Source organism: Pseudophaeobacter sp. 1A16562, from assembly GCF_041008785.1.
GTDB lineage: Bacteria > Pseudomonadota > Alphaproteobacteria > Rhodobacterales > Rhodobacteraceae > Phycobacter > Phycobacter gallaeciensis_A.
In genome coordinates this window covers 379,688-392,072 of record NZ_JAXGFT010000002.1, presented here as the reverse complement: position 1 = coordinate 392,072, position 12,385 = coordinate 379,688, and the positions used below count along the sequence as shown (strand labels likewise).

Annotated in this window: 13 protein-coding genes and 1 pseudogene; 8 read left to right on the top strand and 6 right to left on the bottom strand. The window is 57.6% G+C overall.

Going from position 1 to position 12,385, the window contains the following annotated elements; genetic code table 11:
• Position 1: 1 nt before the first annotated feature.
• The 3 genes from SM764_RS04220 to SM764_RS04210 all read right to left on the bottom strand — a co-directional run bounded on the left by SM764_RS04220 (position 2) and on the right by SM764_RS04210 (position 2,674).
• Positions 2–796 (bottom strand): CbbQ/NirQ/NorQ/GpvN family protein, encoded by a 795-nt coding sequence (locus SM764_RS04220; RefSeq protein WP_369001098.1) that lies wholly within the window; start codon positions 794–796, stop codon positions 2–4.
• Between the two features lie 4 nt (positions 797–800).
• On the bottom strand, positions 801–2,144 hold the full coding sequence (locus tag SM764_RS04215) for a cbb3-type cytochrome c oxidase subunit I (RefSeq protein ID WP_369001097.1): 1,344 nt from the start codon (positions 2,142–2,144) through the stop codon (positions 801–803).
• Positions 2,145–2,221: 77 nt separating this feature from the next.
• Entirely contained in the window at positions 2,222–2,674 is a 453-nt protein-coding gene (locus SM764_RS04210) for a c-type cytochrome (RefSeq protein WP_369001096.1), read from the bottom strand.
• A gap of 125 nt (positions 2,675–2,799) precedes the next feature.
• Between SM764_RS04210 and SM764_RS04205 the strand changes: the two genes are divergently transcribed.
• The gene (locus SM764_RS04205) at positions 2,800–3,012 is read left to right on the top strand and encodes a DUF1858 domain-containing protein (RefSeq protein WP_369001095.1); all 213 of its coding nucleotides are present in this window, start codon (positions 2,800–2,802) and stop codon (positions 3,010–3,012) included.
• Positions 3,013–3,065: 53 nt separating this feature from the next.
• On the opposite strand, the gene SM764_RS04200 is transcribed toward SM764_RS04205, so the two are convergent.
• Entirely contained in the window at positions 3,066–3,761 is a 696-nt protein-coding gene (locus SM764_RS04200; RefSeq protein WP_369001094.1) for a Crp/Fnr family transcriptional regulator, read from the bottom strand.
• Positions 3,762–3,860: 99 nt separating this feature from the next.
• Here SM764_RS04200 and SM764_RS04195 point away from each other — a divergent pair, with 99 nt between their 5' ends.
• Both SM764_RS04195 and SM764_RS04190 read left to right on the top strand, forming a co-directional pair.
• Positions 3,861–4,289 carry a pseudoazurin gene (locus SM764_RS04195; RefSeq protein ID WP_369001093.1) on the top strand — a complete coding sequence of 143 codons (429 nt, stop codon included), beginning with the start codon at positions 3,861–3,863 and terminating at the stop codon, positions 4,287–4,289.
• A gap of 78 nt (positions 4,290–4,367) precedes the next feature.
• A complete protein-coding gene (locus SM764_RS04190) occupies positions 4,368–5,621 on the top strand; it encodes an NnrS family protein (protein WP_369001092.1) in 1,254 nt (417 codons plus the stop codon).
• 776 nt (positions 5,622–6,397) lie between these two features.
• On the opposite strand, the gene SM764_RS04185 is transcribed toward SM764_RS04190, so the two are convergent.
• Both SM764_RS04185 and SM764_RS04180 read right to left on the bottom strand, forming a co-directional pair.
• Complete coding sequence (locus SM764_RS04185; RefSeq protein ID WP_369001141.1) at positions 6,398–6,835, bottom strand: Xre family toxin-antitoxin system antitoxin; 438 nt, start codon at positions 6,833–6,835, stop codon at positions 6,398–6,400.
• Between the two features lie 282 nt (positions 6,836–7,117).
• Positions 7,118–7,291: pseudogene (locus tag SM764_RS04180) on the bottom strand (transposase); the annotation flags it as partial.
• A 481-nt stretch (positions 7,292–7,772) separates the two neighbouring features.
• Here SM764_RS04180 and hxsB point away from each other — a divergent pair.
• Genes hxsB through SM764_RS04155 form a run of 5 tightly spaced genes read left to right on the top strand, consistent with a single transcriptional unit; the run spans position 7,773 to position 12,374 of the window.
• Entirely contained in the window at positions 7,773–9,182 is a 1,410-nt protein-coding gene (hxsB, locus tag SM764_RS04175) for a His-Xaa-Ser system radical SAM maturase HxsB (RefSeq protein ID WP_369001091.1), read from the top strand.
• The gene (gene hxsC / locus SM764_RS04170) at positions 9,179–10,258 is read left to right on the top strand and encodes a His-Xaa-Ser system radical SAM maturase HxsC (RefSeq protein ID WP_369001090.1); all 1,080 of its coding nucleotides are present in this window, start codon (positions 9,179–9,181) and stop codon (positions 10,256–10,258) included. The genes hxsB and hxsC overlap by 4 nt, the downstream gene beginning before the upstream one ends.
• The gene (hxsA, locus tag SM764_RS04165; protein WP_274837028.1) at positions 10,255–10,791 is read left to right on the top strand and encodes a His-Xaa-Ser repeat protein HxsA; all 537 of its coding nucleotides are present in this window, start codon (positions 10,255–10,257) and stop codon (positions 10,789–10,791) included. Before hxsC ends, hxsA begins: the two co-directional genes overlap by 4 nt.
• The gene (locus tag SM764_RS04160; RefSeq protein WP_369001089.1) at positions 10,766–11,164 is read left to right on the top strand and encodes a TIGR03982 family His-Xaa-Ser system protein; all 399 of its coding nucleotides are present in this window, start codon (positions 10,766–10,768) and stop codon (positions 11,162–11,164) included. Before hxsA ends, SM764_RS04160 begins: the two co-directional genes overlap by 26 nt.
• On the top strand, positions 11,148–12,374 hold the full coding sequence (locus SM764_RS04155; RefSeq protein ID WP_369001088.1) for a His-Xaa-Ser system-associated MauG-like protein: 1,227 nt from the start codon (positions 11,148–11,150) through the stop codon (positions 12,372–12,374). Before SM764_RS04160 ends, SM764_RS04155 begins: the two co-directional genes overlap by 17 nt.
• The last annotated feature ends 11 nt before the right edge of the window (positions 12,375–12,385 follow it).

The following is a 12,385-nucleotide window of genomic DNA, read 5'->3' as shown; positions in this document are numbered from 1 at the left end:
GTCACCCGTAGACGGCACTGGCAAGATCGCGCAGCGCCTGCTGAACGTCGGGTTCATCGGACAGCGGTTCGATGATTGCGGCCTCAAGCGCCCGGTCGACGGGCATACCCTTGGTGATCATCGTGGCGGCGTAAATCAGCAGGCGGGTCGATACCCCCTCCTCCAGATCCATCCCCGACAGGTTGCGGATGCCAGCCGCCAGCCGGACCAGCGCCTTGGCCCGGCTTTCATCAAGACCGCTTTCGCGGGCGACCACGGGCGCCTCCACCTCTGGCGAGGGGAAGTCGAAACCAATGGAAACAAAGCGCTGCCTAGTTGAGGGCTTCAGCTTTTTCAGGATGTTCTGGTAGCCTGGGTTGTAACTGGCTACGAGCATGAAGCTGTCTGGCGCCACCAGTTCCTCACCCGTCTTGTCAATGACCAGCCGACGGCGGTCGTCGGTCAGCGGGTGCAGCACGACGGTGACATCCTTGCGGGCCTCCACTACCTCATCAAGGTAGCAGATACCGCCCTCCCGCACCGCCCGTGTCAGCGGGCCATCGACCCAGACGGTTTCGCCGCCTTTTAACAGGTAGCGCCCGATCAGGTCAGAGGCGCTGAGGTCATCGTGGCAGGCCACTGTGTGCAGCGGCAGGTCCAGCCGCGCCGCCATGTGTTCGACAAAGCGCGTCTTGCCGCAGCCGGTCGGCCCCTTCAGAAGAAGGGGCAGAGCGTTGGCTTGGGCCGTCTCGAACACCGCGCATTCATCGGCAACGGGCGCATAGAACGGCAGGTCGGGTTTATGCAGGTCTTTCATCGGATCACTCTCCCGCAACGGCCACAGGGCCGGGTTTGACCACCTCGCGGCGCACCACGAGCATGGAGTAGATGAAGAGGATGGCGCCAAGGACCACCGCGATGCCCGATCCAAAGCGCATCAGGTAGAAGAGACCCAGCTGGTCCTGCACATCCATGTAATAGTCGCCCACGATGCGCTGCATGTGTGTCTGGATCGTCCCGGCAAAGGTCAGCGTGAAGGTCATGAAGGCCATCCCGCCGGTCATCAGCCAGAAGCTCGCCATATTGAGCACCTGATTATAGGGCGCGCGGTTCCGCAGCAGCGGCATGGCATAGCTGAACATCGCGAGGTTCAGGGCAACATAGGCACCATAAAAGGCCAGGTGCCCGTGGGCGGCGGTGATCTGCGTGCCGTGGGTGTAGAAGTTCACCCCGTGCAGCGTGTGCAGGAAGCCCCAGACGCCCGCGCCAAAGAAGGCAACGGTGGAAGATCCGAGCGACCACAGCAGCGCGGCCTTGTTCGGGTGGTTCTTGCGCCCTTTCCAGACCATGACAAAGGCAAAGGACATCATGGCGAAGAAGGGAACCACCTCGAAGGTCGAGAAGATGGAACCGATCCACTGCCAGTAGCCCGGGGTACCGATCCAGAGGAAGTGGTGGCCGGTGCCGAGGATGCCCGAGAACAGCGCCGTCGCGACGATGATATAGAGCCACTTCTCGATTACCTCGCGGTCAACGCCCGTCAGCTTGAGCATCAGGAAGCCGAGGATCGCGGCCATGACGAGCTCCCAGGTCGCCTCGACCCACAGATGCACGACCATCCACCAGTACATTTTATCAAGGCTGAGGTTGTCGGGATTGATGAAGGCGAAAACCCAGAGCAGGCAAAGCAGCCACAGCCCCATCATCAGGATATTGGTGATCGCCGTCTTGCGCCCTGCAAGGAAGGTCAGCGAGACGTTGACGAGAAAGATCACCGCGGCGACGAGAATGCCGAACTTGACCCAGAGCGGCTGCTCAAGGAATTCGCGCCCGCCGTGAATGCCGCCAAGGTAAGAGCCGACAGCGCCAAGGGTGCCGACCACGAGAATGGCGAGTTGAATATAGGCCAGCTTGACCGAGAATATTTCGCGTTCGCTTTCCTCGGGCACCAGGTAATAGGCCGCGCCAAAGAAGCCGAGCAACAGCCAGACGATCAGCGCATTGGTATGGATCATGCGGATAACGTTGAACGGCAGGATCTCGGATAGCGTGTTCGGTGACACGTAGATCCAGCCGGCCAGCAGCCCGCCCAGCACCTGAATGCCGAAAAGCGCCATGGCTACAAGGAAGTAGGCGTAAGCTACCTTTTGAGATTGATATTTCATGCTTGTTCTCCTGACGCGCAACGTGATCCGAAAACCGGTTCACACTTTTCGGGTTGCGCTTGTCTCCTGTCCCTCGATCAGCCCGCGTCGTTCGGCGGCCAGTTCTGGGTATCGGTCTGATCAGCCCAGCGGAGGAATTCGGCAAGCCCGCGCATTTCCTCTTCGGTGAGCTCGAAATGCGGCATCTGACGACGCCCCTCGATGCCCGAGGGCTGGGATTTCATCCAACCGTCGAGGATCTCATAGGCGAGTTCCGGATCGTCCTGCGCGCCCCAGCGGGTCATCACGTTGCCGACCTCGGGGGCGAAATAGGCGCCCTCGCCATGCAGGGTGTGGCAGTTGATGCAGGAGTTGCGCTCCCACACATGTTTGCCCAGCCTGACCTCCTCGGTCAGGGGCATTCCGGCCGTGGCCTCGTTTACGATATAACGGTGGCTATGCGCCGTCAGGGCCACGAACACGACGACGAAGAAGATGGATCCCCCGTAGAACACGTTCCTGGCCCGCGATTTGGTAAGTATTTCTGACATGTCGCGGTCCCGACAAATTGTTGCGGATACCTGACGTCTATGGGGGGTAGCGTGGTCGCTTATTGCGGAATCGCAAAGAACGAGCCGAAAGATGCGCGCAGCATGTCGGTATGAAAGGACCCGCCATGCGCAAGCCTGATTTCGATGATCCCGATCTGGCGCTGTCCGAGCTGTTTGCAGCTTGGCCACAGATGGCGACTGTATTCTTCGACCGGCGCATGCTTTGCCCCGGCTGTCCGATCGCTCCCTTCCATGCGCTGACGGATGCCTGCCTTGAATATGATCTTGATGAGGATGCGTTCAGGGCGGAACTGGCTGCGCTGATACCAAAAGACTGATCCGGTCAGCGCGCCTGCAGCCCCTGATCCGGCAGCACACAGCCTGTTCGGTCTCAGCCTTCCAGGCCGCTCAGCAGGACAAGCCGGTGCGGGTCTGTGACAACGATATGCTTGCGGGTTGAGCGAACGACGCCATCCTTTTGCCAGGCAGACAACAGGCGGCTTACGGTGTGGAGTGTCGTGCCCGTCATTTCGGAAATGTTCTGGCGGGTCACGGGAAAGGCGATCTCGATCCCGTCCGCGGTCTTGCGGCCAGTCTGATTGACCATCCGCAAAAGAGCACAGGCGACGCGTTTTTCCACCGCCTGGGTCGCCATCTCGGTGAGTGTTTCCTGGATCTGGCCAAGGCGCTGCCCAAGGGTTTTGTAGCTTTCACTCGCGAAGCCCGGAAACCGCGATGTGAAATCCTCCCACACGCTGGTGGGCCAGGACAGCGCAATGGACTCAGCTGCGGCGATGGATGTCGCCGGGTAGGTATCCCGCTGGAGCGCAGGGGCGATGCCAAAGAGCTGCCCCGGCGAAATGTGCAACACGATAATCTGGTCGCCGCCGGGCGTCGTCCGCACAACGCGCAGGTAGCCATCAAGAAGCAGGTAGAACCGCTCGGCCTCATGCCCCTCCCGGAAAATCTCGGTCCCCTCTTCATACCTGCGCGATACCGCATGGTTCAGGATCTCGCGAATCTGTCCCCTCTCCAGAAGCGAGAACGGCGGCAGATCGGTCAGCAGGCTTTCATCGAGCTGGGGCACGTTTTGTGTCCGGAGTTTGTTTCAGAGCAACGTTCGGCATCTCCCCATAACGCATATCAGGGGCAGAGAACGCAACCGGACAAATGAAAGGATGTTCCGATGCTGAAGAAACTGATGCTGACCGCCTGTGTTGCCCTTGCCGCCGGAGCTGCTGGTGCGGAGACCTTCGAGGTTAGAATGTTAAACAAGGGCGAAGTTGGTGCGATGGTCTTCGAACCTGCCTTTGTGAAGGCTGCGCCGGGCGACGTGGTGAAATTCATTCCCACCGACAAGGGCCACAACGTCGAAGATATCAAGGGAATGCTTCCCGATGGCGTCGAAGGGTTCAAAAGCAAGTTCAACAAGGAGTTTGATCTGACCGTCGAGGCGGAAGGCGTCTATGGGATCAAATGCACGCCGCATTACGCAATGGGCATGGTCGCCCTGATCCAGGTCGGGGATGCGGTGAACCTGGATGGCGCGAAGACCGTGAAACAGAAGGGCAAGGCAAAGGGCCGGATGGCGGATCTCATCGCTCAGGTCGAATAACGCGAAAGGCCCGCGTCAACTGACCGAAGCGGGCGGTGCCAGAGGTGCCGCCCGATTGCTTTGAAAAGGGTGTGATCAATGAAACCGCGGAATGATTTTCAGGGGCCGCCGCTGTTCAGCTATGGCTTTCGCCCTTTCTTTCTTTTTTCCTGCATCTTCGCCTGCGGGGTAATCCCGCTATGGTGGCTGGTCTGGCGCGGGTATGTGACCCTTGGCGGATATTTTGTTCCGGCAGACTGGCATATCCACGAGATGGTTTTCGGATACGGTGCCGCCGTGGTCGCCGGTTTTCTGTTCACCGCGGTTCCCAACTGGACCGGAAGAATGCCAACGCGGGGCTGGCCACTGGCGTTGCTGCTGATGCTGTGGCTGGCTGGGCGAGTGGCCGTCGCGGGCCTTGTGCCTTTTGCTGCGCCCTGGGTTCTGGGCATCGACCAGATGTTCCTGCTTGTCGTTGCCACAATGATTGCCCGCGAAATCGTGGCGGGCCGCAACTGGAAGAACCTGAAGGTGCTTGTCCCCGTATCTCTGCTCTGGGGCGCGAATGTCCTGTTTCACATCGAAGCGCTGACAGATGGTGTTGCTGACACCGGTCGGCGGCTTGGCATTGCGCTCTTGATTTTCCTGATCATTCTGATCGGCGGGCGGATCGTACCGAGTTTCACCCGCAACTGGCTGGCCCAGCGGGGCGCGACGCGGCTCCCGGTCGCGTTCAACAGGTTTGACGGGGTCTGCATTATCTCCGGTCTGGCCGCCTTGCTCAGCTGGACAGTGGCCCCCTTCGATCTGGTGAGCGTGTTCACAGGTGGCGCTGCGGCCATTCTGCACCTCTGCCGTCTTGTGCGGTGGCGGGGGCAGAACACCTGGCGGTCCCCCCTGTTGCTGATGCTGCACATCGCCTACCTGATGGTGCCGCTCGGCTTTGCAACGATTGCAGCGGGTGCCCTGGGGATCGCAGAGCCTGCCGTCACTGCCCATGTGTTCGGCATCGGGGCAGTTGCGGGTATGACCCTGGCGGTGATGATGCGGGCCACCATGGGGCATACAGGCCGCCCGCTGGTAGCCGGGCGCGCGCTAAGTCTGGCATTCGCAATGATCTGCGCCGCGATGCTTGCCCGCGTTGCCGGGCAAGAATTCGGTATCGGAAACTTGGATGGGATTGATCTCTCGACCATGTTTTGGGCTGTTGGCTTTGGCATTTTCCTGTGGCGTACGGGACTCTGGATGACGAGGCCAAAAATCGGAAGGAAACCAGTGTCAAACGTAGCCGCACGGGTAGGAGTGGACGAGGTGTTGATCAGCCGTTATTCTAAAAGGCATAGGAGTTCGTGATCGACTGCAAGGGCTCCCCCGCTGTCGTTTGACAGTTCAACCGCAAGGGTGAATAGCTAAGAGGTTGTCGAGGTAGCCAAGGGGCCCAAATGGGCCCCTTTGGTGTTATTGGAAGCAGCGGCCAAGGGCGATAGCCAGAACGCGGAGTTTGGCCTAAGTGGCAGCAGCGACATGGCGAGCGTTCAGGCGCTCTGGTCAATTAGGCGCAAAAAGCACCATTCGCAGAGTTGGGTTTTCTCCGCGGGTTCGGGGGGGGGGGAACCGGCCCTCTCTGGACATTCACGAGGTTGGCCATCGCTGCACTGCACCTTCCTCTAACCGACCTTCGCAGCAACGTGCATCATAGTCTTCCTGTCCGAAGTCAGCAGAGCGGACGAATTGGGCATCCATTAGAATGACTTGAGCGTCCGCTAAACGCCTAATCCGGATGCCCGACATTCTGTGGGGCGTCTTCGCAGATTTCATACCAAGAGGGTTTCTCGCCAACGAACTCGTGGAATTGATTCACGAGGCCCGGATCGCCATCCAAAGTGTTCGCGGCAATGGGGAAGCTGTCTTCAGCCGACAAAATCTCCCTCAAGGCCGTGCCGCAGATCCTGCAGAAGCAACCGCCCACCGGCACTGGAAACCATCGTACTGATGGAACTGCGGACGATCATGCACTAACAATCGAACCGGACCACCCGATGGCGGCACGCCAACCTCCTGGTTCCTCTGCTGGTTCTCTCCACTGTTATGGGCGAATCCAAGGCGACAGATCGAACGGCAAGATGGCGTTAACAGTAGATCCCGTAGTCCATTCTGGCGATGTGGTCTTCAATTGCTTTGGTCCCAATAGCGGTCCCCAGTAGGTCGATCGGTCTCCTCTGGTTGAGACCGAGTGCAGGTTCCAGAAGCCAAGCCTCTGCCAGCTTCTGGTCTCCTAAGACGTCCGAGGCCCTGGAAAGGATGTCGGCAAAGCGCCAGATCCTGCTACCAAGTTCCGTTGAAAGCGTCTTTCTTTGGCCTCCAGGCTTCCGCCGCACAAGCGCGCAATGACTGAACCCGATGGCCTTGTGAAGTGTGCCACCAGTCTTTAGCACCTGCACTCTGTCTACCAAGAATAAGAGAGCCTTGAGCGGTAGCCCATCTGCGATCATGTCGTGCGCCTCCAATGGGGTTCGGACAGGACGTTTAATGACCTTGCTGCCGCCAAGTAGATTGCAGACACGCATCACGTTATTCGTAACCTCCGCCGGACGACCCGGAGCATCCGAATAGCGTATTGGGCCGGTTGCAGCCATTCAAAATCTCCCTATACGTTTAGCTTGCCGATACTGACAAGTTTGTTAGCATGCTTGCAGTCGGGATACCAAAAAACAGACATTGATTAGCCTTGTATTGGCCACTCAGGCCGCAAGTAATGGGGACTTTGCCGACACTGGAGCGACTTTCACGAAAAACTGTAGGCGGATTGTTCTTGCTGCAAGCTAGGCAAAGTGCAGTCACATTCGGGGCGTCGACCGAGCGACATCGCTGTAGGTCTGCTGGCGGCCACGCCTGCCTGTCGGCGCGGCATCCCAGTTCATCTCGGGGTCGAACCAGATCGTAAGCGAGCCACGGCGCTTGAGCGCTTCATTGTGGTCTGGCCAGTTCTTGGTCCTGTAGGTCGGAGGTGTGGGTCTGCTCATGCATCCCAGCTACCGCGCTGGAAGCGCGAGATGAATCCCTCAGAGGATATGTGCAACAGAGCCACCCTTGGATAATAATGCAGTGAGCCCGCAACCAAAAAGAAGCCAACGACATCTTTCGACAATCCTGGGAGGTAAAGAGCTTGAAGTGAGACCGAGTATTTGGGCAGAAAGGAACCAGGTTGGGTCAGCGCCCTGCGTTCAAATTTGACAAGGTGCCACTTATGTCGTCCGAAATACATTCGAATGTTTCAATTCCGCACGAGCTTCATGGATATATTCCAGCCGCAATCCTACGCCTGAAGTACATTTTTCCAGACCTGACAATTGAAAGAACAGAGACCGGGGTCACGTTTCGCGGCCCCGAAACGACGGATCAGGCAAAACTTGAGCGCGAGATCGCTTATCAGGTCTACCGCGAGAGCATTTTCCAACAGACACTGCCTATGCGGCGCTGCCTATATCAAATGCTTGCAGTCTGATGCATACTTGGCCTCTGAAGTTTCGAGAGCTTTCTGACCGACGTGTGATAATGGCGGATGACTCGGGCAGCTATTTTATAGCGCATCAAGATTTCGTTGAACGTTATGCTGTTGGACAGCTTTCGCGAGCGGATACCGCATTCCTTAGGGAGAAAGGACATACCTTTCGAACAGAAGGCGACCTTTCACACACAGCCTTTATGAGCAGATGGGCGCAACGCCAATATGTTGGGGGTGGACCTGCCTACGTCATACTCATTCCAACTCTGCGGTGCGATCTGAAATGCTCGTATTGCCAAGTGTCCCGTGCCCCCCTTGCCTCCAAGGGCTTCGACTGGAGCGACGAGACACTTGAACAAACCCTCGGCTTCCTCGACCAGCTTCCGGGCGATGAGATCCAGATTGAGTTCCAGGGAGGAGAGCCATTCCTGCGTATCGATCACTTGAAAGCAGTTTCCGAGTTCGCTCGGCAGCGCTTCCGCAGTGCGCGCTTCGTGGTCTGCACCAATTTGCAGACTCTGAATGACGATATCGCCGACTTCATAAAGAGCGACGACGTATTCATCAGCACGTCTCTCGACGGCCCTCACCATGTTCATACCCGCAACCGGACAGCAAACCCCGAACTAACCCAGGAGTTTCATCGCAATCTCGCCAGGGTGATTGATCTGGTCGGGTCCGAAAGAGTTTCGGCCCTGCCAACAATCGACATTACGGATCCCCCTGCGGCGGAAGAACTCATTGCGAGTTACGAGCAGTTTGGCTTCAAGTCACTTTACCTGCGGCCGGTTAACTACCAAGGTTTCGCCCGCAAGATCCACCCGGCAGCACGGGCGTCTGAAAGCTGGTCAACCTATTACCGTGACTTCATCGACGCGCTCATCGCCCATACCGCTCGCACAGGCAGGGTGATGGAAGAGTTTTATCTCACGCATTGCCTGCGTCGCGTCCTTGGACCAGGTGCCGACAACCATACTGACCTGAGAAACCCCAACATCCCGAGCGGCGCAAATGCCGTGGTCGACTTCAACGGGCTGATCTACCCCAGCGATGAAGCCCGCATGCTGGCGCGCATCAAGCAGGTGGACCTGTCGATCGGCAGTGTCGCGGAGGGGCTGGACCAAGACAAACTCTCGCTGCTAGCACCAGGGCACATCAACAACTTTGATCCCGACTGCATTCACTGTCCTTATCAGCCATTCTGCGGGACCGACCCAATCGACGATCTTTCACGCAGTGGCAGGATAGACTTACCCCGAGGAGACAGTTGGTTTTGCCAGCGGCATCTCGGTGTCTTTGATCTCGCGTTCGACCTTCTCTACAGCGATGATCCGGCAGTCCAGCATACCCTTTCGAAGTGGCTCGGCCTTGAAACGCTTCCTGACGCTCTAAAGCCGGTGGCCCCATGATCTCTCTACGCCTCAAATCTGAATGTGACCCATCGCTTGCGCCCTTTGTCGTGAGAATCGCCAACGAAGTGTCGCAAGACACCTCAGACGCTCAGCTGATCATGGAAGAGCCGAACCTCCTTGGATTTCAATCGGTTTGTGGCGATTTTCATCTCCACAACGTTGCACCTGCAGACGTTGCCGGAGACGTTCTGCTTGTTGATCCTCGTCGGCAAATCGCCCACAGGCTGATCCGAGCAGCCTCGCAGCACAATACCTTCCTAATCACCGAGCAATGCGATCAGCTCTGCGTCATGTGCTCGCAGCCTCCTAAGCCCCACCATGAGGACATGTTCGCCCATTTTCTGGCTGCCGCTAGACTTGCCCCCCTCGGGGCTCGTATTGGCCTGTCAGGTGGCGAGCCCCTGCTGCACAAGAAGCAGCTTTTTGAATTCATCGAAACGTCCCTTACCGACAGAGACGATCTGACTTTCCACATTCTCACCAATGGGCAGCATTTTGAGCGCGATGACCTGCCATGGCTGCGCGCGCACCGAAGTAAACTGCTTTGGGGAATCCCGATCTATTCTGAAATTCCCTCGGTTCATGATGACCTCGTGGGTAAGTCTGGCGCTTTTGATAAACTGTCCAACAGCCTTTCGCTGATGGGGCTAGCTGGGGCGGCTATAGAGCTGCGAACGGTGGTGATGACACAGAACGTTGCAGGACTGGCCGGGCTTGCCGACTTCATATCTCGACATATTCCCTTCGCGACCACATGGGCGATTATGCAGATGGAGCGCATCGGCTACGGGCGCATGAACTGGGACCGTTGTTTCTTCGACAGTAGCGCAGATTTCAATGAGCTTGGCACCGCCATCGACCTAATACAGGCTCGCAATCAAGATGTGACCCTTTACAATTTTCCGCTCTGCACCGTGCCTCCGGCATACCGACGATATGCAGCCCGTTCGATTTCGGATTGGAAACAAAAATACCTTCCCGCTTGCGCAGAGTGCCAGCTCCGCTCTGATTGTACCGGTTTCTTCGAATGGTATCGCGAAGATAGTGGATTTACGGAGATACGTCCCCAATGAAAAAATTTGGAACCTTTGCCATCACTCTCGCTGCTGCCGGTTATCTGCCTCAGGCCACCCAGGCGGCCGTGGCAACATCAGGGTTCGATGTGGATACTGATAACCCCACATCACTGTTCCGAGTGCTACGAGGTGAGCACAAGTACACACTTGCAGGTCATCGGTCCCACTCGAGCCATGGGTCACATGGCTCTCACGGCAGTCACCGTTCCTCGTCGGGTGGTGGGTATTCAGGGGCTGGGACAAGCCGTTCTACCGCACCGTCAAGCAACAGCACCCCTCCCGCATCGGTGATGCCACGGGCTTCTCAGGCACCAAAGCCACTGCCAGGCAATAGCTCCGCTTTCATCGACATCGTAAAGCGCGTCCAAACGGCACTCTATACCTACGGATACTACACCGGCCCGATAGACGGCATCGTCGGCACCGGCACCAGATCCGCGATCAGCAAATTCCAAAAAGACTGGAGCTTGCGTATTACTGGAACGATCACCCCGGAGGTCTTAGATGCGCTCAATATCGTCGCGAAATAAATGGGCCGGTCGCGCCTTGATCTTTGTAGCTGGCGTACTTGTCGGTCAAATCGCTCCACCGGCATGGAAATGGGCGGTGATCTCGGTGGCGCAAACCTCTTATCAAGAGGTCACCTACAGATGTGATCGTTCCATGCGAGCCCATCTCATTGCCAAGCAAAAGGTCGAAGCTGCGCCTTCCGAAGAAACGGTCCGTGCGCTTGAGGCGAGTGAGATTGGTCTTATCGACTGCCAGGACTACGATCTGCTCCGAAAGCGATTGCAGCTGTTCGGCCTTGATGAGAACGCCTTGGGCTTCATGGCGCTAAAAGCCATCGAAGCGAAAGCCATCGATTTGCAAGACGTGATCGAGATCCATGAAATTCGTTACTAAACTTGTATGCACTCTCGTGCTGACCCTTTCTGTCCCCGCCGCTGCGGAGACCATGCGAGAGGCAGTGCTACGGCAGGCTGCACTCGACAACGGTCTGAGCCGGTCTGAAGCGCTCTGGCCGGAATTCAATCCCGCCAAGGCCGCTGTCGGCGAACGCCTTTTTGAGAGCGAGCTGCTTTCGCTCACGCGAAATGTCTCCTGTCGAAGTTGCCATCTGGATGAGTTCGGGTCTGCGGACGGACTGCCGCTCGGTCACGGGGCGGGCGGCGTCGGGGTCGGCGTCGAGAGGATGAAAAGCCCGGCGGGGCTGCTTTCTCGCAATGCCCTAGCACTCTGGGGACGAGGAGGCGCAGGTTTCGATGTTTTCTTCTGGGATGGCCGGGTCGATGGCAGCTCCGGCTCGGTGCAAAGCCAGTTCGGCGCGCTCGTCCCTTCAGATGACCCGCTCGTCGTGGCTGCACATCTACCTACAGTCGAATTTCGTGAAATGATCGGTGAGAGCGATGCTACGGAATGGCTGCGCCAAGGCGACGTCGATGCAGCCCAACAAGTTCACCAGGAGATCGCCAGACGTATCCGGGCCACCCCCGAGATCGCAAAACCAATGGCGGATGCCTTCGATATCAACATTGCAGAACTGGACTATCTGCAGGTTGCTGAAGCGCTCGCAGCCTTCATCCGGATGGAGTTTCGGCTTCGCGACACTAAACTGCACAGGTTTGTTTTCGATGGCGAGGATCTAAGTGAATCCGAGTTGGCAGGTGGTTTGATTTTTTATGGACGCGGCCAATGCGCGGCGTGTCATTCTGGACCCTACTTTTCGGATCTCGATTTTCATGCGGTCCCCTTCCCCCAGTTCGGTTTCGGCTTCAACGGCTTCGGTATTGATTACGGGCGGTACAACTTCACCCAGGATCCCCGTGACCTTTACACCTTCAGGACCCCTCCTCTATTCAATGTGACGAAGACAGCTCCCTATTCCCACTCCGGGGCAGAACCTGATCTGGCTAAGGCAATCCGCACACATGTGGACCCGCTGGCAGAAATTGACACCAGCGCCCTTTCCCCCTTGGATCGCGCGGAAGTCTACCAGAGGATTGCGCGCTGGTCGCAGGAACCAGTGTACTCGGTCGAACTCAGTACGCAGGAGATCTCAGACATTGTCGACTTCCTCTCGGCGCTGGATTTCGACCCCGAGTCCGAACGTTGAGGCCGATATCA

What these genes read in the sequence shown, in the direction of transcription:
- SM764_RS04220 (WP_369001098.1), bottom strand. Translation starts at nt 796, where the DNA reads ATGAAAGACCTGCATAAACCCGACCTGCCGTTCTATGCGCCCGTTGCC.
- SM764_RS04215 (WP_369001097.1), bottom strand. Translation starts at nt 2,144, where the DNA reads ATGAAATATCAATCTCAAAAGGTAGCTTACGCCTACTTCCTTGTAGCC.
- SM764_RS04210 (WP_369001096.1), bottom strand. Translation starts at nt 2,674, where the DNA reads ATGTCAGAAATACTTACCAAATCGCGGGCCAGGAACGTGTTCTACGGG.
- SM764_RS04205 (WP_369001095.1), top strand. Translation starts at nt 2,800, where the DNA reads ATGCGCAAGCCTGATTTCGATGATCCCGATCTGGCGCTGTCCGAGCTG.
- SM764_RS04195 (WP_369001093.1), top strand. Translation starts at nt 3,861, where the DNA reads ATGCTGAAGAAACTGATGCTGACCGCCTGTGTTGCCCTTGCCGCCGGA.
- SM764_RS04190 (WP_369001092.1), top strand. Translation starts at nt 4,368, where the DNA reads ATGAAACCGCGGAATGATTTTCAGGGGCCGCCGCTGTTCAGCTATGGC.
- SM764_RS04185 (WP_369001141.1), bottom strand. Translation starts at nt 6,835, where the DNA reads ATGCGTGTCTGCAATCTACTTGGCGGCAGCAAGGTCATTAAACGTCCT.
- hxsB (WP_369001091.1), top strand. Translation starts at nt 7,773, where the DNA reads ATGCATACTTGGCCTCTGAAGTTTCGAGAGCTTTCTGACCGACGTGTG.
- hxsC (WP_369001090.1), top strand. Translation starts at nt 9,179, where the DNA reads ATGATCTCTCTACGCCTCAAATCTGAATGTGACCCATCGCTTGCGCCC.
- hxsA (WP_274837028.1), top strand. Translation starts at nt 10,255, where the DNA reads ATGAAAAAATTTGGAACCTTTGCCATCACTCTCGCTGCTGCCGGTTAT.
- SM764_RS04160 (WP_369001089.1), top strand. Translation starts at nt 10,766, where the DNA reads ATGCGCTCAATATCGTCGCGAAATAAATGGGCCGGTCGCGCCTTGATC.
- SM764_RS04155 (WP_369001088.1), top strand. Translation starts at nt 11,148, where the DNA reads ATGAAATTCGTTACTAAACTTGTATGCACTCTCGTGCTGACCCTTTCT.